The 20529-nt window shown below is 61.6% G+C and carries 19 protein-coding genes and 1 tRNA gene; 13 read left to right on the top strand and 7 right to left on the bottom strand.

Annotated features, from left to right (window positions below):
- Positions 1–146: 146 nt before the first annotated feature.
- The 4 genes from HALAL_RS0101170 to HALAL_RS0101155 all read right to left on the bottom strand — a co-directional run bounded on the left by HALAL_RS0101170 (position 147) and on the right by HALAL_RS0101155 (position 4925).
- The gene (locus tag HALAL_RS0101170) at positions 147–857 is read right to left on the bottom strand and encodes an ABC transporter ATP-binding protein (RefSeq protein ID WP_025272239.1); all 711 of its coding nucleotides are present in this window, start codon (positions 855–857) and stop codon (positions 147–149) included.
- Positions 850–2517 (bottom strand): branched-chain amino acid ABC transporter ATP-binding protein/permease, encoded by a 1668-nt coding sequence (locus HALAL_RS0101165; RefSeq protein WP_025272238.1) that lies wholly within the window; start codon positions 2515–2517, stop codon positions 850–852. Before HALAL_RS0101165 ends, HALAL_RS0101170 begins: the two co-directional genes overlap by 8 nt.
- Positions 2518–3393: a branched-chain amino acid ABC transporter permease gene (locus HALAL_RS0101160; protein WP_029767167.1), complete on the bottom strand. Its 876-nt coding sequence runs from the start codon at positions 3391–3393 to the stop codon at positions 2518–2520.
- Between the two features lie 359 nt (positions 3394–3752).
- Positions 3753–4925 carry an ABC transporter substrate-binding protein gene (locus tag HALAL_RS0101155; protein WP_025272236.1) on the bottom strand — a complete coding sequence of 391 codons (1173 nt, stop codon included), beginning with the start codon at positions 4923–4925 and terminating at the stop codon, positions 3753–3755.
- 408 nt (positions 4926–5333) lie between these two features.
- On the opposite strand from HALAL_RS0101155, the gene HALAL_RS0101150 reads away from it, so the two are divergent.
- From HALAL_RS0101150 to HALAL_RS19410, 3 genes are all read left to right on the top strand, one after another.
- Complete coding sequence (locus HALAL_RS0101150) at positions 5334–6560, top strand: RNA-guided endonuclease InsQ/TnpB family protein (RefSeq protein ID WP_025272235.1); 1227 nt, start codon at positions 5334–5336, stop codon at positions 6558–6560.
- A gap of 127 nt (positions 6561–6687) precedes the next feature.
- Entirely contained in the window at positions 6688–7584 is an 897-nt protein-coding gene (locus HALAL_RS0101145) for a protein kinase domain-containing protein (RefSeq protein ID WP_025272234.1), read from the top strand.
- Positions 7574–7774, top strand: a complete 201-nt coding sequence (locus HALAL_RS19410; RefSeq protein WP_025272233.1) for a sulfotransferase — start codon at positions 7574–7576, stop codon at positions 7772–7774. The genes HALAL_RS0101145 and HALAL_RS19410 overlap by 11 nt, the downstream gene beginning before the upstream one ends.
- Before the next feature lie 37 nt (positions 7775–7811).
- Here the strand turns inward: HALAL_RS19410 and HALAL_RS0101135 are convergent.
- Together HALAL_RS0101135 and HALAL_RS0101130 are read right to left on the bottom strand one after the other, a co-directional pair.
- Positions 7812–7884: transfer RNA gene (locus tag HALAL_RS0101135), tRNA-Glu, on the bottom strand.
- Positions 7885–7982: 98 nt separating this feature from the next.
- Positions 7983–8597, bottom strand: a complete 615-nt coding sequence (locus tag HALAL_RS0101130; protein ID WP_156937545.1) for a hypothetical protein — start codon at positions 8595–8597, stop codon at positions 7983–7985.
- Positions 8598–8916: 319 nt separating this feature from the next.
- On the opposite strand from HALAL_RS0101130, the gene eno reads away from it, so the two are divergent.
- The 5 genes from eno (at position 8917) to HALAL_RS0101105 (ending at position 14170) form a co-directional block, all read left to right on the top strand.
- The gene (eno, locus tag HALAL_RS0101125) at positions 8917–10200 is read left to right on the top strand and encodes a phosphopyruvate hydratase (protein WP_025272231.1); all 1284 of its coding nucleotides are present in this window, start codon (positions 8917–8919) and stop codon (positions 10198–10200) included.
- A 167-nt stretch (positions 10201–10367) separates the two neighbouring features.
- Positions 10368–10889 carry an FtsB family cell division protein gene (locus tag HALAL_RS17925; RefSeq protein WP_169732385.1) on the top strand — a complete coding sequence of 174 codons (522 nt, stop codon included), beginning with the start codon at positions 10368–10370 and terminating at the stop codon, positions 10887–10889.
- Entirely contained in the window at positions 10886–11455 is a 570-nt protein-coding gene (locus HALAL_RS0101115) for a DUF501 domain-containing protein (protein WP_025272229.1), read from the top strand. The genes HALAL_RS17925 and HALAL_RS0101115 overlap by 4 nt, the downstream gene beginning before the upstream one ends.
- Positions 11456–12385 carry a Ppx/GppA phosphatase family protein gene (locus HALAL_RS0101110; RefSeq protein ID WP_025272228.1) on the top strand — a complete coding sequence of 310 codons (930 nt, stop codon included), beginning with the start codon at positions 11456–11458 and terminating at the stop codon, positions 12383–12385. It abuts the gene before it with no gap.
- Between the two features lie 303 nt (positions 12386–12688).
- Complete coding sequence (locus tag HALAL_RS0101105; RefSeq protein ID WP_051462657.1) at positions 12689–14170, top strand: peptide MFS transporter; 1482 nt, start codon at positions 12689–12691, stop codon at positions 14168–14170.
- A gap of 50 nt (positions 14171–14220) precedes the next feature.
- Here HALAL_RS0101105 and HALAL_RS0101100 read toward each other — a convergent pair whose 3' ends face one another.
- Positions 14221–15030: a PP2C family protein-serine/threonine phosphatase gene (locus HALAL_RS0101100; protein WP_025272226.1), complete on the bottom strand. Its 810-nt coding sequence runs from the start codon at positions 15028–15030 to the stop codon at positions 14221–14223.
- A 305-nt stretch (positions 15031–15335) separates the two neighbouring features.
- Here HALAL_RS0101100 and HALAL_RS0101095 point away from each other — a divergent pair, with 305 nt between their 5' ends.
- The 5 genes from HALAL_RS0101095 (at position 15336) to ftsX (ending at position 20469) form a co-directional block, all read left to right on the top strand.
- Positions 15336–16628 (top strand): serine/threonine protein kinase, encoded by a 1293-nt coding sequence (locus HALAL_RS0101095; protein WP_025272225.1) that lies wholly within the window; start codon positions 15336–15338, stop codon positions 16626–16628.
- A 206-nt stretch (positions 16629–16834) separates the two neighbouring features.
- Entirely contained in the window at positions 16835–17338 is a 504-nt protein-coding gene (locus HALAL_RS0101090; protein ID WP_025272224.1) for a PadR family transcriptional regulator, read from the top strand.
- Positions 17339–17554: 216 nt separating this feature from the next.
- On the top strand, positions 17555–18673 hold the full coding sequence (prfB, locus tag HALAL_RS0101085; protein WP_025272223.1) for a peptide chain release factor 2: 1119 nt from the start codon (positions 17555–17557) through the stop codon (positions 18671–18673).
- Positions 18674–18875: 202 nt separating this feature from the next.
- The gene (ftsE, locus tag HALAL_RS0101080) at positions 18876–19556 is read left to right on the top strand and encodes a cell division ATP-binding protein FtsE (protein ID WP_025272222.1); all 681 of its coding nucleotides are present in this window, start codon (positions 18876–18878) and stop codon (positions 19554–19556) included.
- A gap of 37 nt (positions 19557–19593) precedes the next feature.
- Entirely contained in the window at positions 19594–20469 is an 876-nt protein-coding gene (gene ftsX / locus HALAL_RS0101075) for a permease-like cell division protein FtsX (protein ID WP_025272221.1), read from the top strand.
- Positions 20470–20529: the final 60 nt, after the last annotated feature.

Raw genomic sequence — 20529 nt, 5'->3', positions numbered from 1 at the left:
GTGTCGGGATCGATACGGAGGGAGAGGAGAGTTATGTCCCAAGTGAAGTGTGAATCCGTATATCCATTATAGAACCAAGCGTGAAGGGGAATGATTGGATGGCAAGGAATAAGGGTCGGGCATCGTTGATACCCGACCCTCGAGTGTTAAAAACCGCCCAGGTAGGCCTTCTTGACTTCGTCGGACTCCTGCAGTTCGGAGGCCGGTCCATCCAGAGCCACCGTGCCGTTTTCGATGACGTAGCCGTGGTCGGCCACGTTCAGGGCGCGGCGGGCGTTCTGTTCCACCAAGAGAACCGTGACGCCGTCGGAACGGATTTCGTCGATGGTCTCGAAAATGGTGTCCACCATCTTGGGTGCCAGTCCCATCGTCGGTTCGTCGAGTAGCACCATCGACGGCTCCGCCATCATGGCTCGAGCGATGGCCAGCATCTGCTGCTCGCCGCCCGACAGAGAACCGGCCGGAAGGGCGCGACGCTCGTTCAGAATGGGAAAACGGTCGTATTGGCGCTGCAGAAGAGCACTGTCACTGGGACGGCCCCACCGGCCCAGCTTGAGATTCTCCTCCACCGTGAGCGACCCCAAGATCTGACGTCCTTCGGGAACCAGAACCAAACCGGTCTTCACCAGTTGATGGGACTGCTTCCGAGTGATGTCTTTGCCGTTGAACGTGATCGAACCGGACTTTGGGCGAACCAGTCCCGCCACGCTTGCCAGCGTGGAGGTCTTACCGGCCCCATTGGCTCCGATCAGGGTTACCAACGAACCCGATTCGACGTCGAAGGAGACTCCCTGCACGGCCTTGATCTTGCCGTAGGCGACCTCCAGGTCGCGGACTCGCAATACCGGATCACTCATCTGCACTCCCCATGTACGCCTCGACGACCTGCTCGTTGTTCAACACCGCGTCCGGCTCGTCATCGGCGATGACCTTGCCGAAGTCCAGAACCATGATGCGGTCGGACAGGTCGGCCACCATGCTCATACGGTGTTCGATCAGTATGACGGCTACACCTTCGTTCTTAATCGACTCGATCAGTTCGGCCAACTCGGTGGCTTCACTGGGGTTCATCCCCGCTGCCGGTTCATCCAGAATCAGGACCGAGGGATGGGACGCCAACGCTCGGGCGATCTCCAGACGGCGCTGGTCTCCGTACGACAGCTGTGCGGCGGGAAGGTGTGCCTTGTCGCCTAGGCCGACGCGCTCCAGCTGCCGGTAGGCCAGTGCCTTCAGCGCGGCTTCATCGCGGCGTGCCGAAGGAATCCAGACCAGACGACGCAGGAAGGTCGAACGTGCCAGGCTGTGGGTGCCGACCAGGACGTTGTTCAGAACGCTCAGGCGGTCGAAGAGTTTGGAGTGCTGGAACGTCCGGCTCAAACCGGCCTTGGCCACCGAGTGTACGGCGGTCTTGGCCTTCAACGGAGTGTTGAGCACACTACCCTGTCCGCTGGTCGGGGCCACGTGACCGCTCACCAGATTGATGAGCGTGGTCTTACCCGCCCCGTTGGGGCCCACGATTCCCAGGACCTCACCGGCGGCGAGGTGGAGGTCGACTCCGTCGATGGCCTTGACCCCACCGTAATGTTTCGACATCCCGGTCAATTCGATCAAACTGCTGCCGGCCTGCGGTAGAGGTGCCAGCTCAGGTGGCTCGGCACTGACCGACACCGGACGGTTCGGCTTCAGCTTCGTCAGGAGACTCGACAGCCCGCCTGGTAGGAAGAGAATCACCAGCAGCAGAATCGCGGCGGCGACGAAGGAGGGAATCCAGCCGGCTTCCACGCCCATGCCCGACATGATATCGGGCAGGGGAGTAAAGAACGCCGCCGCCAGAATCGGACCGATGAAGAGGGCGATACCTCCGACGATGGCGGAGATCAGCCCGTCGAGCATCAAGGAGAAGTCGAAGTTGGACGGTTCGATGAAGCGGGTGAAGTAGGCGAACATGACACCGTAGAGACCGGCGATGGCCCCCGACGTGACGAAGGAGATCATGCGGGTACGAGCCACGTTGATCCCCATCGACTGAGCCGCGATTTCGTCCTCCCGTACGGCGGCGAAGGCGCGACCGGTCCGGGAGGGGCCGAACCGCCAGAAACAGTAGGCGATGAGGGCGAGGACGATCCACGCCAAGTCCACGGTGACCCATTTGTCGAGGCGTAGACCTCTGGCTCCACCGGTCCATTCGGCGTTGAGGATGAAGATCCGCACGACCTCGGAAAAGGCGATCGTCGAGATTGCCAGAAATACGCCGCGGAGGCGTAGTACGGGAAGTCCCAAAAGGAACGCCGCGAATGCTCCGACGGCCATTCCGACGGGTATGCCGACAAGGACCGGACTGAGACTTCCGAAAAGGGGAGTCTCCGGAACCACCAAAGTGGATACATAGGCGCCCAGGGAGGCAAAGCCCGCCTGCCCCAGACTGAGCTGTCCGGCCAGCAAGACGGCATAGAAAGAGTAGGCCAGAATGCCGGCCAGAGCGATGGTGATCAGTAGGCTCTCATATCCAGCGAACATTTACACCTCCCGGGTTTTCATCGAGCCGAACAGGCCTTGAGGGCGGAATAGGAGAATGGCGAAGAGTAGACCGAAGGCAACGACGTCTTTCCAGGAAGAATCGATGTACTGCACGGTAAACGTTTCGGCCAGGCCGAGCACCAGACCGGCCGTCATCGCACCCCAGAGCGAGCCGAGCCCGCCGAGAATGATGACGGCGAAACCGGTCAATTCGATCGACAGGCCCATTTCCAAATTGGCCTGCCCCACGTTCACCGCCATGAGCACTCCGGCGGTGGCTCCCAGAGCCGACGACAGGGCATACGTGGAGGCGGTGACCTGTTTGACGTTGACCCCCAGAATGCGAGCCGCATCGGGGTTCTCGGCGACCGCACGCATGGCGCTACCGAAGGTGGTGCGCCCGACCAGCCAGGCGAGGGCCAGCATGAGCACCAGCGATACCGTCAAAATCAGCACCTGCACGAAGGTGACGGTAATCCCGGCGAACTCCCAGTTCGTGGCGGGCAAGGTATCGGCGGGAATGCTGCGTGGTTCGGAACCGAAGTAGGCACGCAGCAGGGCAATGACCATTCCTCCGAAGGCGACGGAGGAAATCAGTCCCGCAAAGTGTTCGTCCGGTCGACCCGTGAGGGGTCGGAAGGCGACGAACTCCAGGCACAGTCCCACGATCACACCGGCGATGGCGACCAATACGAAGGTCAACCAGGCCGGAGTACCCCCGTCGATGAGTCCGATGGCAATGAACGCACCGGCGGTGAAGATCGAGGCGTGCGCCAGATTGAGCTGCCGAAGGATACCGAATACCAGGGTGAATCCAATGGCGAATAGCGCGTAAATAGAGCCTGTGAAAAGGCCGTTGGTGATTTGTTCCAACATAGGATGGTTGTCTCACTAGGTTTTTGTGGGTGGGTGACCGCTCAGCTCCCGCACAGCACGTTGTCCAGCGTCCTTCGTAGAACCCGACGTGTTGGAGCACGCCTGGAACCTGCGAACAACCCTGTTCGACGTACCGTGCGGCACCTGAGCTCCTCTCCAGCTCAACCGCCGCATCGCTACGCTCGCGGCTTGACTGATGATGTTCGACCTGGCCAGAACACCGGTTTTATGAGCATGCCGTCAGCGCACCTGAGGTGCGCTGACGGATTGACTGGAGCGGTATCGAATGCAACGAAATCCAGTGCTTATCGCTAAGCATCTCGGACGTATGTGGCTCGGCCACTGTTCCGAACGGGGATTTACTCGCCGATCGGAGTGAATTCTCCGTCCTTAATGATCTGAACGAACGCGTCCTGGGTGATTTCGCCGTGCGGAGCCAGGGTAACGGGTCCGAGAACGGTTTCGTGGGCGTCGATGCGTCCCAGAGCCTCGCGGATCGCCGAACGGTTGGCGTCACAGTTGTCACGGATGGCCGCGTCCAGGACGTGAGCGGAAGTGTAGGCCTGCGCCGCGAACTGGTCGGGAGCACGGTCGTACGTCTGTTCAAACGAGTCCATGAACTCCTGGTTACCCGTCGTCATGGCCGACGAGCTCCAGGCGCCGCCCACGATGAGGCCTTCGGCGCTGTCGCCGAGGTTGTCGATCATGACCGGGGAGTTGAACGCGTTACCACCCACGATGGGGACGTCCAAGCCGATTTCACGTGCCTGCTTAACCAATGGTGCCGTGGCGGCCGGAAGCGCGGACAGGACGAGTACGTCAGGTTCGGTTTCCGCCACTTTAGTCAACTGAGAACGGAAGTCGCTTTCATCGGTGGGGAAGGTTTCCTCGGAAACGAGATCCACGTCAAGACGTTCGAGTTCAAGCATCATGGACTCATAGGCGGAGGCGGTGAACTCGTCTTCGTTGTCGTACATGACCGCGACGTCTTTATAGTCAAGGGCATCGTAAGAAGCCGGGATGCTCTCGGCGAGTGCGACCTCCTCGGGGAGGGAGACGCGGTAGATGTAGTCGCCGATTTCGGGAATTCCGTTCGCGGTGGTGGAAATACCGATGGTGGGAACCCCGGCGTCCTGGGATTCCTCATAGGTGGAAAAGGCTACATTGGACAAAGTTGGGCCGATCAACGCACTGACCTCATCGCGCTCGATGAGCTTCTCGAAGGCAGTAAGACCACTTTGGACATCCGTCTCGTCGTCCTCGACGACCAATTCGTACGAGACTCCGGACTCTTGATTCAGTTCGTCGATGGCCAGCTGGAGGCCTTGCTGCTGGTACTCGCCCGCGAAAGCGGCGCCACCGGTGAGGCTCAGTGTGGCACCGACCCGGACGACTCGATCGATGTTGCAATTGGAACCCGACCCCGAACCGACCAGGGCGTCGTCGGATTTCTCAGGGCCGGATGATTCTTGGACACAAGCGGCTGTCAAAAGCAATGTTGACGCCGCCAATCCGGCAGCTTTGAGTCGCATAGATCCCCTTTTGAATAGGACTCCTGAAACTGCGTGTCGACTTGACACACACGAGATAAAGTCTCGCATAGTGCGTGAGGATTATCTACGGTGGAATGCATTACGAATATTAAATGTTTGGGCTGTTGATGTTTATGGGGCACTTAATAATCGCACTCTGTTATCAAAACAGGTTGACCGATGAACCGGTCATAGGATGATTTGGGTTCGTGCCGAAGTTCTCGGAATACTGGATTGGACTCCCCCGACTTTTAGCCGTGAGGAGGAGGCCAACTCGCGAACACTGACGGGACGATACCGCTACCGTTTTCAGGCGCAGTGCTCCCTTTAGGGTGGAGGTGTAGCGCCTTTCTGGAGGCTGGTTGGTTTGCAATAGCTATGTCAGACGTTCCCGTTACGCTTTCTCTTGTGCATTTGAGGTACCGGTTTCGTCTCTATCCGACGGCCCCGCAGCGGCGGCAGCTCGCGCGGACGTTCGGGTGTGTACGGACGGTGCACAACGATGCCATCGCGGCCCGGAGAGCGGCCTACGCCGCCGGGAGGAAGTATCCGTCGTCGGTGTTGCTGGCGAAGACGCTGATTACCGAGGCGAAGAAAACCCCCGAACGCGAGTGGCTGGCCGAGGTCTCGGCAGTCGTGCTGCAGCAGGCGCTGCGGGACTGCGACCGGGCGTATAAGAACTTCTTCGATTCTCTCACCGGACGGCGACAGGGGCCGGGTGTCGGCCCACCGCGGTGGAAACGCCGGTCGAACACCCAGACGGCTCGGTTCACCAAAGCCGCCCGGTTCCGCGTACTTGGCAATGGGCGGCTGCGGCTGCCCAAGATCGGAGACGTCACGGTCGCCTGGAGCAGAGAACTTCCCTCCGACCCGTCCAGCGTCACGGTCATCAAAACCCCGACGGGCAAGTACTTTGCGTCGTTCGTGGTCACCGCCGACGACGGCGTCGACCTCCACGATCCGTTGCCCGACGACGCTGAGACAGGGATCGACCTGGGGTTGAAGGACTTCGCGGTGTTGCGTGGCGGCAAGACTATCGACAACCCGAAGTTCTTCACACGCCTGGAGCGGAAACTCAGGAAGGCACAGCGGTCACTGTCGCGCAAACAGAAAGGCTCGAACAACCGGGCCAAAGCACGCCTCCGTGTGGCGAAGGTCCACGAAAAGATCAAAAACTCCCGCAGCGACTGGATAAACAAACAGGTCCACCGCATCGTCAGCGAGAACCAAGCTGTCTATGCAGAAGACCTCAACGTTCAGGGGTTGCAGCGGTCCCGTATGTCCAAGTCGGTCCACGACGCGGCGTTCGGGATGTTCCTCTCCCGCCTGGAATCGAAATCCCAGCGGACCGGACGGACGTTTGTGACGGTGGACCGGTTCTTCCCCTCCACCCGCCTGTGCTCCGACTGCGGGGCCTTGACGGGACCGACCGGCCTGGAAGGCCTAGCCGTCCGCCGGTGGGAGTGCGGATGCGGGGCGTCCCACGACCGGGATGCCAACGCTGAAATCAACATTAGGCGCGAAGGTAGGCGTCTGGTGGCCGCAGGACCTGCGGACACCCAAAACGACTCGTGGAGCGCAGGTAAGACCGGGACAGTCCCGGCACAGCGCGTCGAAGCAGTAACCCACCCGTAGAGCTTCCAGCCACACTGGAAGCCAAGCCGGGAATCGCTTTCCCCTCAGGGAAACGAGGACGTCAATTCAGTACATTCTGGCAAGCCGCGCCGGCCTTCCGGCTGCTCTTTCATAGACGGAGTGCACCATGGCAGAACCATTGACCACCGAGACCGAACGCATCATCCGCGATACGTTCCGGCAGACGGACCCCACAGTGACATTCGGCCAGCCGATCACGTCGAGGATTGGAACGGTACGCAGATTGGAAGGGGAGAAGCACCGTTACCTTCTAAAGCACGTAACCGTCACCGACGACGTTCAGCGTTCCACGATCCGATATGAGGGCCTGCGGCGGGAAGCACGGGTTCTCGACCAACTTCCTTGGGGAGGAGGAACTCGGCTGCTGGCATCCCATTTCGATGAAACCGAAGCGTGGTCTGTCCAGCCGTGGATCGGGGACACGACTGTCTGGGATGAAACGGACGGCCTTCGACGCGAAGAGGTCGGAGAATTCGGTCTTGACCGGCTCCTGGATACCCTCATCGACATGGCGTCGGCGGTAAAAGATCTGCACGAGCGAGGATATCTGCACGGTGATCTCCAACCTGTGCACTTCGTGCGGGACTTCGACGGTCGTCTACAGCTTATAGACTTCGACGTCTCCGTCGCCATCGGCGGGAACGATGACTACGGCGGCGCACTGGTCCACTACGTCGCTCCGGAGATCGCGGCCCGCATGCCGGAGCGGTCGCGTGATCTTGTTCCAACGGAACGGTCGGAAGTGTATTCCTTTGGGGCCGTCGCCTACTTCCTGTTGACGGGGCAGACCTTGACTCCGTATCCGGAAGGAGCCGCCTTCGCGGAGAAATGCGCGGCGGTGGCAGGAGGTCTCCAACGTGGTATTCCCTGTTCGATCGAACAGAAAGCCCCTGGCATCGCGTCGCTGGTTCAAAGAGCGGTCCGGACGGATCAATCCGACAGGACACCGGATATGCCGGCCATTCTGGAGACCCTCCAGGCGATGAGGGGCGGTGGTGTCTAAGGCATTCCGGCATCGGATCGTCCAATACCGGAATGACGAGTCTGACGCCGCGACGGACGTGCCTGTCGCGCTGTTGTTCCCCCACCTGGACACGAGATTCCACCGGGCGAAACTCATTTTCACCGTCTGCGACAAGGACAACTGGTTCGAATCGGCACGGCGTACTGGGAGGCCCGATGATACGACTTGAGGCCAGCTACAAACTAGCTGGCCTCGTCACTTATTTGTACTCCCGAGCGGATTCGAACCGCCGTTTCCGCCTTGAGAGGGCGGCGTCCTAGGCCCCTAGACGACGGGAGCAAGCCTGTGTTCGCGCTTTCGCCTCGCGAACGACTACTACTCTACCTGATCCACCACGAGCCGTTTTCGCGGACTCCCACTTATGCTGTGGGACACGTTCAGCGCTGCGTGTCCGGGTCTTCCTCCAGCTCACGGAACCACTCCTCGCCGACTCCGTCGCGGTAGTCGACCAGGGTCGCGCTGTACTGTCCCTGCGGGGTCCGAGCGTCCACTCGGGTGATGACACCGATGGCGGTGACGCAGACGTTGAAGTTCTCCACCTCGGAGTCGGTGGCACCCTGGATGTGGATGCAATCGGAACGCTCGCCCGCCAGGGTGACGTCGTCGAATTCCACCTTCGCCTTGTCGTCGGTCGTCGCCGCTTCCAACCAGGTTTGCACGGAACGACCCGTCGGGAGAATATTGTGCAGCTCCACCTTCAGCCACAGCCGCAGCGATTCCGAATTGTCCTCCCGCGTCCAGAGCGAGGCCTGGTCGTCCCGAACGACGGCCGCCCGCCCCATGTCGGGGTCGATCGACACGGTCAATTCGCTGCCGTCCTGGAGACGGTAGGTCGCGGTGTAGGAACCGATCTCGTCGGAATCGAGTCGGGAGGCGATCTCCGACAGAATGACGCGGGATTCGGAGCCGCCCTGATCGGCGCTAAAGAGACATCCGGCCAGTACGAGCGGAGTCGCCAGCCAACAGAGCATGGCGGGGATACGGGTTTTCACGGTCGTTTCTCCAAACCGGGGTGTCGTTCCTGTCGTCAACGTTCCCAAGTGTAAATTCAGCCGCGGGACGGCGATACGGGTGATGCCGGCGTTGGGACGCCTCAATGCGAACCACCTAATTCCGACACCGTCGACCGTCACCGCGTAGGCTTGGAACCGGACTGAGGACCGACCGAATTCGGTGGTCTCGTCCAACCGGGACGCACCGCAGCGCGGCGGAGCTCCACGTTTTCCCGCATACGTCGGGATCGTGGGACGGAACTCATGATTCGCATTCATTCGTCAGTGATACTGACAGCAGATTTAATCAGGAGAAACTGTGGCAGTAATTGAAGACCTTAGGGCGCGCGAAGTTCTCGATTCGCGGGGGAATCCGACCGTTGAGGTGGAAGTTCTGTTGGACGACGACACCCTGCAGCGGGCGGCGGTCCCCTCCGGTGCTTCGACCGGAGCGTTCGAAGCGTTGGAACTGCGTGACAAGGACCCCGAGCGTTACGGCGGTAAAGGCGTGCTCGCGGCGGTGGAGAACATCAACGGTGCCATCCGTGACGAGCTCATCGGACTGGAGTCCACCGAACAACGCCTGATCGACCAGCGTCTGCTGGACCTCGACGGAACTCCCGACAAATCCAACCTGGGCGCCAACGCCATTCTCGGAGTCTCCATGGCCGTGGCACGTTCGTCGGCCGACTCGACGGCACTGCCGCTCTACCGCTACCTCGGTGGCGTCAACGCCTTCGAATTGCCGGTGCCGTGCATGAACATCCTCAACGGCGGTTCGCACGCCGACTCGAACGTCGACATTCAGGAGTTCATGATCGCACCCATCGGTGCCCCCACCTTCGCGGAGGCACTGCGCTGGGGCACTGAGACGTACCACGCCCTCAAAGCGGTCCTCAAGGACAAGGGCCTGGCCACCGGGCTCGGTGACGAGGGCGGTTTCGCCCCCAACCTGGGGTCCAACCGTGAGGCCCTCGACCTGATCGTGCAAGCGATCGAGAAGGCCGGCTACCGGACCGGAACCGACATCGCCTTGGCCATGGACGCGGCCGCGACCGAGTTCTACCGCGACGGCTCCTACGTGTTCGAGGGCCAGAACCGCACCGCTGACGAGATGACCGCCTATTACGAGGAACTTCTGGACGCCTACCCATTCGTGTCCATTGAAGACCCACTGGCGGAAGAGGACTGGGAAGGCTGGGCGCAGCTGACCGGTCGGATCGGCGGTCGGGTGCAGATCGTCGGCGACGACCTCTTCGTCACCAACCCCGAACGCCTGCAGCGTGGAATCCAAGAGAACGCTGCCAACGGTCTGCTGGTGAAGGTCAACCAGATCGGAACCATCACCGAGACCTCCGACGCGGTCACCATGGCGCAGCGCGCCGGCTTCGGATGCATGATGAGCCACCGTTCCGGTGAAACCGAGGACAACACCATCTCCGATCTCGCCGTCGCCTGGGGTACCGGGCAGATCAAGACGGGCGCGCCCGCACGCAGTGAACGAGTGGCCAAGTACAACCAACTTCTCCGCATCGAGGAGGACCTGGACGACGCCGCCCGCTATGCGGGTGCCAAGGCCTTCCCGAAATACCAGGCACAATAGCGTCGTTTTAATCCCGGTTGGACAGTGCCGAAGCAATGTCCAACCGGGACACGCTTTTAGCTCTCGTCGTCTCCTCGGCCGCGTCCCGGGTCCACCGACCGGATTGTGGGGACCCGACTTTGAGGAGGCTTCAACCCGCTCGTAACGAAGCCATTAGACTTCTCAGTGTGAGTTCTCGACGTCCTTCGCGCCCGGGGGCCGGCCGGGGTGGATCCGGTCCCGGCCGCAGCCGCACAGGTAGACAACGCAAGACCACGACCGGAACGGTACCGGCCGTGCAGCGTCGTCGTGTCCGACCGCCGCGTCGGATGTCACGCCGAGCCGCCGTGCTCGCACTCGTGCTGTCCCTCCTCGCGCTCGCCTACGCCTATCCCTTGCGTACCTTCGTGGAACAACGCATTGAGATCAACAACCTGGAACAGGAACGGGCCCGGCAGATCGAATCGATCGCCGACCTGGAGAAGGAACGGGCGAAGTGGAACGACGATGAATACGTCGCCGCCCAAATCCGAGAGCGCCTTGGACTGGTCGAGCCGGGCGAGGAACTCGTCAAGGTCCTAGGGGAAGACGACAACGAGAATTTGCCCGATCCCGATAGTGACACGGGCCCCGAAAAAGAGTGGTTCGACGACCTATTGGATACCTTTGACGACGCCGACTCCAACGAACCTGAGGATGCAGACGATTGACTTCCCCATCGCAACGCTCGCAGCGCGACGATTTCGCGCCCACGGACCCGCAAACGCCGACCGCCGACGATGAAGCCGCGGTCAGCCGTCAGCTCGGCCGCCCCATCCGCAGCGTGAACGCCGTCGCCTGGCGCTGCCCCTGTGGCCAGCCGGCGGTGGTGGAAACCAAACCTCGGCTGGACGACGGAACCCCGTTCCCCACGACCTACTACCTGACCTGCCCCAAGGCCGCGTCCGCGATCGGTCGTCTGGAGGGCGGGGGAGTCATGAAGGACATGAACGCCCGACTGGCCGACGACCCCGAACTCGCGGCCGCCTACACCGCTGCTCATGAGGACTATCTGCGGCGACGGGACCGCCTGGGGCACGTCCCCGAAATCGACGGCGTCACGGCCGGAGGGATGCCGGAACGAGTGAAGTGCCTGCACGCGTTGGTCGGACATTCGCTGGCGGCGGGTCCCGGCGCGAATCCACTGGGGGACGAGGCATTGGAGATGCTGCCGCACTGGTGGAAGACGGTGTCCTGCGCGGACGAGTGCGCCGCTGACGTTCATGAGGAGGAATAGATGTCACGGGTAGCGGGAATCGACTGTGGAACGAATTCGATCCGTCTGCTGATCGCCGATGTGGACGAGGACGGCGTGGCCCAGGACGTCGTGCGGCGCATGGAGGTTGTTCGCCTGGGCGAAGGGGTCGACGAGACCGGACGTCTGTCCCCGGCGGCATTGGAACGCACCCGTCGGGCCTTGGAATCCTACGCCGCCGACATGTCCGACCATGGCGTGGAAGCCGTCCGAATGGTGGCGACCTCCGCGACACGCGACGCGTCCAACTCCGCGGAGTTCACCGCGCTCGTCGAATCCACGATCGGTATCAAACCCGAGGTCATCAGCGGCGGGGAAGAGGCCGAACTCTCCTATACCGGGGCGATGTCCCGATTGCCGCCGACCGACGCGCCCCGGCTGCTGGTCGATACCGGGGGAGGATCGACCGAGTTCGTACTCGGGGAAGGCGAGGACGTCATCGCCTCGCGATCGGTCCAGATCGGCTGTGTGCGCATGACCGAACGGCACTTCCGCACCGATCCGCCCAGCTCGGCGGAATTGGACGCGGCGCTCCTGGACATCTCCACCGCGGTGGACGAGGCGCTTGCGGAGGTGTCCACCGACCACGGCCCCGACGACTTCGTAGCCGTGGCGGGCACGGCCACGACCCTGGCCGGAGTGGCGCTCGGACTGGATCGCTACGACCCGGCCGTCATCGACGGCACCCGTTTGAGCTATTCCCAGGTGGAGGAGGTCACGCAGGAGTTGGCGGCGATGGACGTGTCCGCGCGGTCGGCGCTGGGGGTCATGCACCCGGGGCGGGCGGACGTCATCGTGGGTGGAGCACTCATCCTTCGGACCATTATGGAGCGCGCCGGTCTGGCGACCATGCTCGTCAGCGAGCACGACATTCTGGATGGGATCACGATCTCAGCCGCTCAGAGGCCATGAACGCATTATGAACTGGAAAGAAACGTTCCTGTGTACTTGGTTACGTGACCGCGACCTCACTTTTGGTGAGGAAAACTTAACACGATTGTCGAGCTATATTCACTTAGTCCACACCGACGGCGCACGATGTGTGGATGTGCCCAGTCGACAACTGGGCGAACATACGGGGTCGACGAGTATCCGAATCCCTGAAGCGCGGCCGTCATGTGGGGATGGTCGAGCCGCGCTCGGGACGAGACTGACCGATAAACGGCGCTCAGCGTCGCGGATACCCAACTCGGCCCCCGTTCTATGAGGAGTATCGTGACACAATCTGAGCTCAACGAAGTGCGCAGCGAGAAGAAATTCTTCGGCCACCCACAAGGTCTCGCTGTACTCTTCGGAACAGAAATGTGGGAGCGCTTCAGCTTCTACGGTCTGTCGGGAATCCTGGTTCTGTTCCTCGGAGCGGATATAGCCAGCAACGGCCTGGGAATGGATACGGCCGACGCGGTCGCCGTATCCTCGATCTACTCCGGGCTGGTATACCTGACCTCCCTGCCGGGCGGTTGGCTCGCCGACCGCGTCTTCGGCGCCCGCAAATCGGTGTTCATCGGCGGGGTCATTATTATGTTCGGCCATATCTCCATGGCCGTGCCCGTCAGCTCGGGGGTATTCATCTTCCTGGGTCTGGCCCTCATCGTGGCCGGGTCCGGAATGTTGAAACCCAACATTTCCACCATGGTGGGCAAACTCTACGACGGAGAGGGCACCTCCCGACGCGACGCCGGATTCTCCATCTTCTACATGGGCATCAACCTGGGTGCCTTCCTGGGACAGACCGTGACGCCGTTCCTAGCGGGCGATACGCGTTGGCACCTGGGCTTCAGCGCCGCCGCCATCGGAATGGCCGTGGGGTTGATCTGGTACTGGCTCGGCTGGAACAAGCTCGAAAACGCGGGCACCGCTCCGACACGTCCGCTGTCGTCGGAAGAGAAGTCGAAATACGGCCGCCTCGTCGGAATCGTCGTGGCCGTCGTGGCCGCGCTGTTCGGGCTCTGGGTTGCCAGCGGAACCTTTGACCCGTCATGGTTGCCCAACATCATTACGTTCGCGGCGCTCGCCATCGCCGTATGGTACTTCGTGACCATCTTCCGGCAGGCCGGCGACGTCAGCGCCTCCGAACGTTCGGGCATGTACACCTACATCGGCCTGTTCCTGGCGTCGGTGGTGTTCTGGATGCTCTACTTCCAGATCTTCAGTTCGGTGATGGTGTTCGTCGACGAGTCGGTCGACCGGGTCCTGTTCGGCCTCGAACTGCCCGCCGGTGTGGTGACCAATATGAGCACCATCTTCATTCTGGCGTTCTCCCCGGTATTCGCGGCTCTCTGGGTCAAGCTGGGCAGCGGCTTCACCGCCGTCCGTAAATTCACCGCCGCGCTGTTCCTCATCGCCGTTCCCTACCTCGTCCTGGGCTGGCTCAAGGGCGGAATCACGGACGGCGAGACCATCGGCCTGGCATGGATGGTTCTGGTGTTCCTGCTGATCGTGTGGGGCGAACTGTCCCTGTCGCCGGTTGGCCTGAGCGTCACCCAGCAACTGGCTCCCCAGAAGCTGCAGGGACAGATGATGGGCCTGTGGTACCTCTCGCTCGCGGTCGGTTCACCGCTCGGTGGACTGCTGTACGGGTGGATGGAACCCCGGTTCGGTGAGGTCGGCTTCTTCTACGCCCTCGGGTTCTGCGCCCTGATCGCGGGAGCGGCCCTGGCGGTGATGACTCCTAAACTGGAACGCCTCATGCGCTGATAAGTCGTCGGTCGGGATCGTGTGGAGACGGTCCCGACCGACGTCCTTGGTCAACCGCGAAGCAAAAACCACACCACGGCGACGACGGCGGCGATGCCCAGCGTCGCTCCCGCGGCCAGCAGTAGGCGCCCAAGCCGTGAGGGGGTCGATTCGACATCGGCCACCACGGCGGTGACATTATCGGGCGCGCCCTCGGTGTACGCGTGTTTTACCAGCGCGTCCGCCGCGTCCTGGGGCAGCTCGCAATTGCGCAGGGTGCTCTCGAGGAGCTCCTCGGACACGTAGTCGGTCACTCCGTCCGAACACACGACGACTCGATCGCCCTCCCGCACCGGGCGGGTGAAATACGCGTGCGGAAGCTCGTTGGCCTGGATGACCCGAGTCACCGCCGAACGATACGGATGTTTGGCCGCTTCGGCTTTGGTGATCGCACCCTCGTCCAGCAAATGCTGCACATAGGAGTCGTCAGTGGTGATCTGTACGAAATCGTCGTCTCGGAGCAGGTAGGCCCGGGAATCACCGATGTGAACGAGGTGCGCCTCGGCGTCTTTGATCCACAGGGCCGTCAACGTCGTGGCCATTCCGGTCGACTCGGGATTGTTCTCGATATGATCCCGAATCTGGGAACGGGCGTTGTCGATCGCGGCATTGAACTGCGCCGCCGCGTTCGCCGGATCGTGTCGGGCGAGACGGGCGATCTCGCCGATGGTCAATGCGCTCGCTACTTCGCCTGCGGCCGCACCTCCGACGCCGTCGGCGACCGCTATGAGCCGCTTCCCGGCGTGATAGGCGTCCTCGTTGTGGTCGCGTACTCCGCCTACGTCGGTACGGGCACCATAATTCCAACGTAGATCAGACACGAGGCACCACTACAGCCTGTTGCTCGGAATAGAGGGACATGGAAGCCAGTGTAGTGCAGTCGGCCCCGGAGTCACAGCGGTCATACTTGTGTATGATGTCCGACTGCCTTTTGACCTGGGCAGCAGACCATACGAGGCGTAAAACGGCGCATGATGACATCGAATTACATTGATTGCACCCGGCGGTGGAATCGGTCCGGAGCGTGAATCCCGAACTTGTGCCAAAACCCGTCGCCGTACTCCATAACGCTTTCGAGCGCGCCTAAGCTGGGACGCAGACTCAGCCCAGCGGAAGAGGACAGACGATGACCCGGATACTCGCGCAACGCTACGAACTACAGTCCGAGATCGCCGGCGGAGGAGCCGCAGCCGTCTGGCAGGGAGTCGACCAGGTTACCGAAGAGCCGGTGGCGGTGAAGGTCCTCCACCCACGGCTACGCGCCGAAACCGACAGCGTCGAGGCCTTCTTCGCCGAGGCCGAGGCTCTGGCCGAACTCTCCCACCCCAACATCGTCGAAGTCAAAGACTTCATCGTCACCGACGACATCGCCGCCACGGTGCTGGAACATGTGCCCAACGGCGACCTCAAAAACCGGGTACGTCAGGACGGCCCGCTCAGCCCACACTCCGCCGCGCTGCTTTGCGCCGACGTCGCTCAAGCCCTCGCCCACGTGCACGACACCGGCCTGATTCACGGCGACGTCAAGCCCGGCAATATTCTGCTGGGGGAGGACTACCAGGCCAAGTTGATCGACTTCGGTACCGTCCGCCCGCACGACGACCCGCGCCCGCCCTCCCACGGAACCGCCGAATACGCCGCCCCCGAAATAGCCCTCGGGCAGCCGGTGAGCGGTGCGAGCGACGTGTACGCGCTCGCCGTGGTGCTCTTCGAGTGCATGAGCGGAGGTAATCCGTACCGCGGAGGAGGCGACGTCGAGACCGTCCTGCGCCGCCACGTCGATCAGATCCCTCCGTGCCCCGTCGACGTCGACGGGCAACTGTGGAACCTACTGGCCGCCGCGCTCACCGTGCGGCCGAACGAACGCCCCAGCGCGGCGCAGTTCGCCCAAGGGCTGCGTGCGGTAGCGCCGCGACTTTCCCGTGCGGCGGGAGCGGTCACCCACTACCGGCTCGTCGATCGGCGGCTCGCCCCGGCGATGGAGCCGACGCCGCCGCAACCCCCGGTCGCTGTCGCCGCCCCTGCCGACGGAGGACGGCACACCCGCACGGCGACGGTTACCTTGGCAGCGGGAATCGCCGTTGGACTGTCGCTGGTGGGTGCCTTGCTGTTCTTCCCTCGCGGAGACGCGGAGGAGACCGCTGGGGACGATCAGCCGTCCGTCTCGGTGGAAGAGTCCTCTCCGGACCCGGCGTCGAGCCAGGAGGAGTCGGAAACACCGAGGGAGCCGCAGCCCTCCTCGGACGAGCCGGCGAGCGACGGTCCGGAAGGTGGCGAGGATCCTGGGGAGTCCGAATCGGAAGAACCTCTTGAGACGGACGAGCCTGAACCGAGCGAAGAACCGGACAATGAGGACGATACGGATCAGGTACCCGGCGAAGAGCACCTGGGAAGCCCACTTCCCGGCAATCATGGTTAAACCGGGCTCCGCATTGGACTACCTGATCGCGGGTGGTGACAGGATTGCAATTCTCGAAACTCCCGCCGTCCACAACGTCCTGTCCGAGATTATCTATTGTGTCCCAACAAATTTGGAAAAAGTACAGTCCAAAAGCTAGTCGCAGACATCGACGTATCGGCTCAGTCCACTTGCAAAATGTGAAGGGACGTGGCATTCTCTCTCACATGGCAGGAAAAGAACTGAACGCAACGTCCGCAGCACTTTTGGGGCTGTTGCACGAAGGATCAATGACCGGGGGCCAACTCATGGCCGAAGCGAGTCGACGACTCGGGCCGTTTTGGACCATGACGCGAAGCCAAGTGTACCGAGAGCTTCCCGCGCTGGCCGAGGCCGGCTACGTGCGGGTCGGAAAGCCCGGGCCGCGTGCCTCCGTTCCCTACACCATTTCCGCAGCCGGAAAACGGGCCTTCACCCGTTGGCTAAACGAGCCCTCACGTATTGGCCTGCTCCGGGACCCGATCGCCCTCAAGACCGTTTTCGCCGACGCCATGTCCGACGACGCCCGTGCCGAGCTCTACGACGACGCGACCGAACAGCACCAAGAAGCGATGTCGCACGCCCGTAGCCTCGTCAAGGAATACTCGACGGAAGACCCGGGAGCATCGGCCGCCATGGAATTCGCCGTCGGCTACCACCGCTCGGCTCTCAACTGGCTCAAAAAACGTTAACGGTGACACCACCATCCGGGCATCTTCCCACAAACTGGGAATGATGCCCCTTTTGTGCGCGGTCATCGCTTTTGTTCTTTTTCTGCCTGCTCAACGTGACTGGATTTACATTTCCCGCGCACACCGAAATTGCCCGGTGAAAACGTCGCCGCGCTCCACAAGCGCCGTTCTCCTCAATCACAACAGGGTTTGACCGATAACGTAAGCTAGGATCTTGTGACCAGTCATGACGTATCAGCCGACCTAAGCGAACTCCGTAAGACGCTCGACAGTGTTGAGGTGGTACTCGACCTCCCCAACCTTCGCAGAGAAGAAACCGAATTGGAGGCGGCAGCGGCCGACCCCGAGCTATGGGACGATCCCGCGCACGCTCAAAAGGTCACCTCGCGGCTGTCACATGTACAGACGCAACTCCGGCGCATCAACGACCTGCACGCCAGGCTGGACGACATCGAAGTGCTCAGCGAACTGGCCGTCGCCGAAGACGACCCCTCCTCCGCGGCCGAAGCGGACGGCGAACTGGCAGCCGTACGAAAAGCCATCGACGACCTGGAAGTCCAGACCCTCCTCTCCGGCGAATACGACGAGCGCAACGCGGTCATCTCCGTACGATCCGGGGCGGGCGGAGCCGACGCCTGCGACTTCGCCGAGCAACTCATGCGCATGTACCTGCGCTGGGCCGAAGCCCACGACTACGGCACCGAAGTCTACGACGTGTCCTACGCGGAAGAAGCCGGAATCCGATCCGCCACCTTCGCCGTATCCGGCCCCTACGCCTACGGCACGCTCTCGGTCGAACAAGGAACCCACCGCGTCGTCCGCATCAGCAAATACGACAATCAAGGGCGTCGACAGACCGGCTTCGCGGCAGTGGAGGTCGTCCCCATGGTGGAACAGACCGACGACATCGACATCCCCAACGAAGATCTCCGCATCGACGTCTTCCGCGCCTCCGGCCCCGGAGGACAGGGTGTCAACACCACCGACTCGGCGGTACGCATCACCCACACACCCACCGGCATCGCGGTGGCCTGTCAGAACGAGCGCTCGCAGTTGCAGAACCGAGCCACGGCGATGTCGATTCTGCGTGCCAAGCTGCTGCAGATCACCCGCGACGAGGAGAAGGCGAAGATCGACTCTCTGCGGGGATCGGTGACCGCTTCCTGGGGCGACCAGATGCGCTCCTATGTGCAGCATCCGTATCAGATGGTGAAAGACCTGCGCACCGGCTATGAAACCGGCGACGTGCAGGGGGTCTACGACGGAAATATCGACGGATTCCTGGAGGCGGGCATTCGCTGGCGTAAGAGCAAGGACAACCAGGACGGTTCGTAAGGGCGGTGACCTCCACCCGGTCGACCTACCTACTGGGAATATCGATCCTATGTGCGGTTGGAGTGGCCTCCGCCGTTCGGACGAATTCAATGTGTACATGCTGAGTGCACGGTTGGTTTTGGCAGCTTGACAGGGTGGCGAAAAGCCGCTTTCGGGGCGGGTGCCCGTGCGGGGTTTGGACCGGATGACTAGACTTCTTCACGTGATTCGCCTAGAAGACGTAACGAAGCAGTATCGACGGTCCAGCCGACCCTCAGTGGAGAATATTGACGTCACCATTGACAAGGGTGAGTTTGTCTTCTTCATCGGGCCAACCGGAGCGGGTAAATCTACTATCATCAAACTCTTGCTGCGGGAGGAAGTTCCGGACAAGGGGAAGGTCTATGTCAACGACAAGGACGTAACGAAAATGCGGCGCTGGAAGATTCCGGCGTATCGCCGCACGATCGGTTGCGTCTTCCAGGACTTTCGTCTGCTGCCGAACCGCACGGCGGCCGAGAACGTGGCCTTTGCCTTGGAAGTCATCGGTAAACCGAAGAACGTGGCCCGGCGGGTGGTTCCCGAAGTATTGGAGCTTGTGGGTCTGGGCGGTAAGGAGCACCGCTACCCCGACGAACTCTCCGGTGGTGAGCAGCAGCGTGTGGCAGTGGCCCGGGCGTTTGTCAATCGCCCCTTGATCATGCTCGCCGACGAGCCGACCGGGAACCTCGATCCCGACACCTCGATTGAGATCATGCGTTTGCTCGACCGCATCAGTCGCACCGGAACCACGATTCTGATGGTGACGCACGATTCCAACATTGTGAACCAGATGCGGCGGCGCGTCATTGAAATCGAAGGCGGGCAGATCATTCGCGACCAGTCCCGCGGTGTGTACGGTTAATCGAACCGAGTAAGACGGAAGGTAGAAAGCAACGCCAATGCGCGCGAAATATGTATTGTCTGAGGTCTTCCTCGGTCTCTGGCGTAATATCTCCATGACCGTCGCCATGATCATCACCATGGCGGTGTCGCTCTCCATGCTGGGTGCCGCTCTGTTGCTCTACAACCAGGTGAATGAGTTGGAAGAGCAGTATCAGACCGACCTTGAGGTCGTCATCTACCTGAATCGCGACGTCGATGAAGAGGTAGAGAAACAGATGGAGTCCGATCTCAATCAAAATCCTCTGGTGGACAAGCTGACCTATGAGAGTCAGGAAGACGCCTGGCAACGTTTCCAGCAAACCTTTGAGGACTCCCCGGAGCTGATCGACAGTGTGGACGCCTCCGTGCTTCCGTCGGCGTTCCGGATCAAGCTCACCGACATCACCCGAGCGGATGAATTGATCGACGAATACGCCGACCACGAGGACGTCGCACAGATAACCAACCAGAAGGAAGTCCTGCAGAACGTCTTCAATGTCCTTGACGGTGGTCAGAAACTGAGCCTGGTGCTGGCCGGCGTACAGGGTCTGGCGGCTTTGATGCTGGTGGCCAACACTATTCAGGTCGCCGCCTTTTCCCGGCGTCGGGAGGTGGCGATCATGAAGCTGGTGGGCGCGCCCAACTGGTTCGTCCAGGCTCCGTTTGTGCTGGAAGCCGTGTTCGCCGGTCTGATCGGTGCGTTCATCGCCTTCGGAACCCTGCTGGCGGCGAAGGTGTTCGTCATCGACGGCAAGTTCGAAGCCGTGTTCAACCTCATGCCGAACATCGAGTGGACGACCATTTTGATGTTGCTGCCGATTTTGGCCGGGGTGGCCGCCGCGATCAGTGCGGTGACCGCCTGGATTACACTGAGGTTCAACATACGAGTGTGACCCGGAGCCGTTCGGCTTCCGGAGATACTGCACCGGCCCCGTGAGGCTGACATTCACCTG

The sequence above is a fragment of the Haloglycomyces albus DSM 45210 genome (assembly GCF_000527155.1).
GTDB classification, from domain to species: Bacteria; Actinomycetota; Actinomycetes; order Mycobacteriales; family Micromonosporaceae; genus Haloglycomyces; species Haloglycomyces albus.
This window is presented reverse-complemented; position numbering and strand designations above follow the sequence as displayed.

Excerpts from the sequence above, each read along its gene's own strand:
- HALAL_RS0101155 (WP_025272236.1), bottom strand. The coding sequence starts at position 4,925 with ATGCGACTCAAAGCTGCCGGATTGGCGGCGTCAACATTGCTTTTGACA.
- HALAL_RS0101170 (WP_025272239.1), bottom strand. The coding sequence starts at position 857 with ATGAGTGATCCGGTATTGCGAGTCCGCGACCTGGAGGTCGCCTACGGC.
- HALAL_RS0101090 (WP_025272224.1), top strand. The coding sequence starts at position 16,835 with ATGGCAGGAAAAGAACTGAACGCAACGTCCGCAGCACTTTTGGGGCTG.
- HALAL_RS0101165 (WP_025272238.1), bottom strand. The coding sequence starts at position 2,517 with ATGTTCGCTGGATATGAGAGCCTACTGATCACCATCGCTCTGGCCGGC.
- HALAL_RS0101110 (WP_025272228.1), top strand. The coding sequence starts at position 11,456 with ATGTCACGGGTAGCGGGAATCGACTGTGGAACGAATTCGATCCGTCTG.
- HALAL_RS0101145 (WP_025272234.1), top strand. The coding sequence starts at position 6,688 with ATGGCAGAACCATTGACCACCGAGACCGAACGCATCATCCGCGATACG.
- ftsX (WP_025272221.1), top strand. The coding sequence starts at position 19,594 with ATGCGCGCGAAATATGTATTGTCTGAGGTCTTCCTCGGTCTCTGGCGT.
- HALAL_RS0101160 (WP_029767167.1), bottom strand. The coding sequence starts at position 3,393 with ATGTTGGAACAAATCACCAACGGCCTTTTCACAGGCTCTATTTACGCG.
- HALAL_RS0101095 (WP_025272225.1), top strand. The coding sequence starts at position 15,336 with ATGACCCGGATACTCGCGCAACGCTACGAACTACAGTCCGAGATCGCC.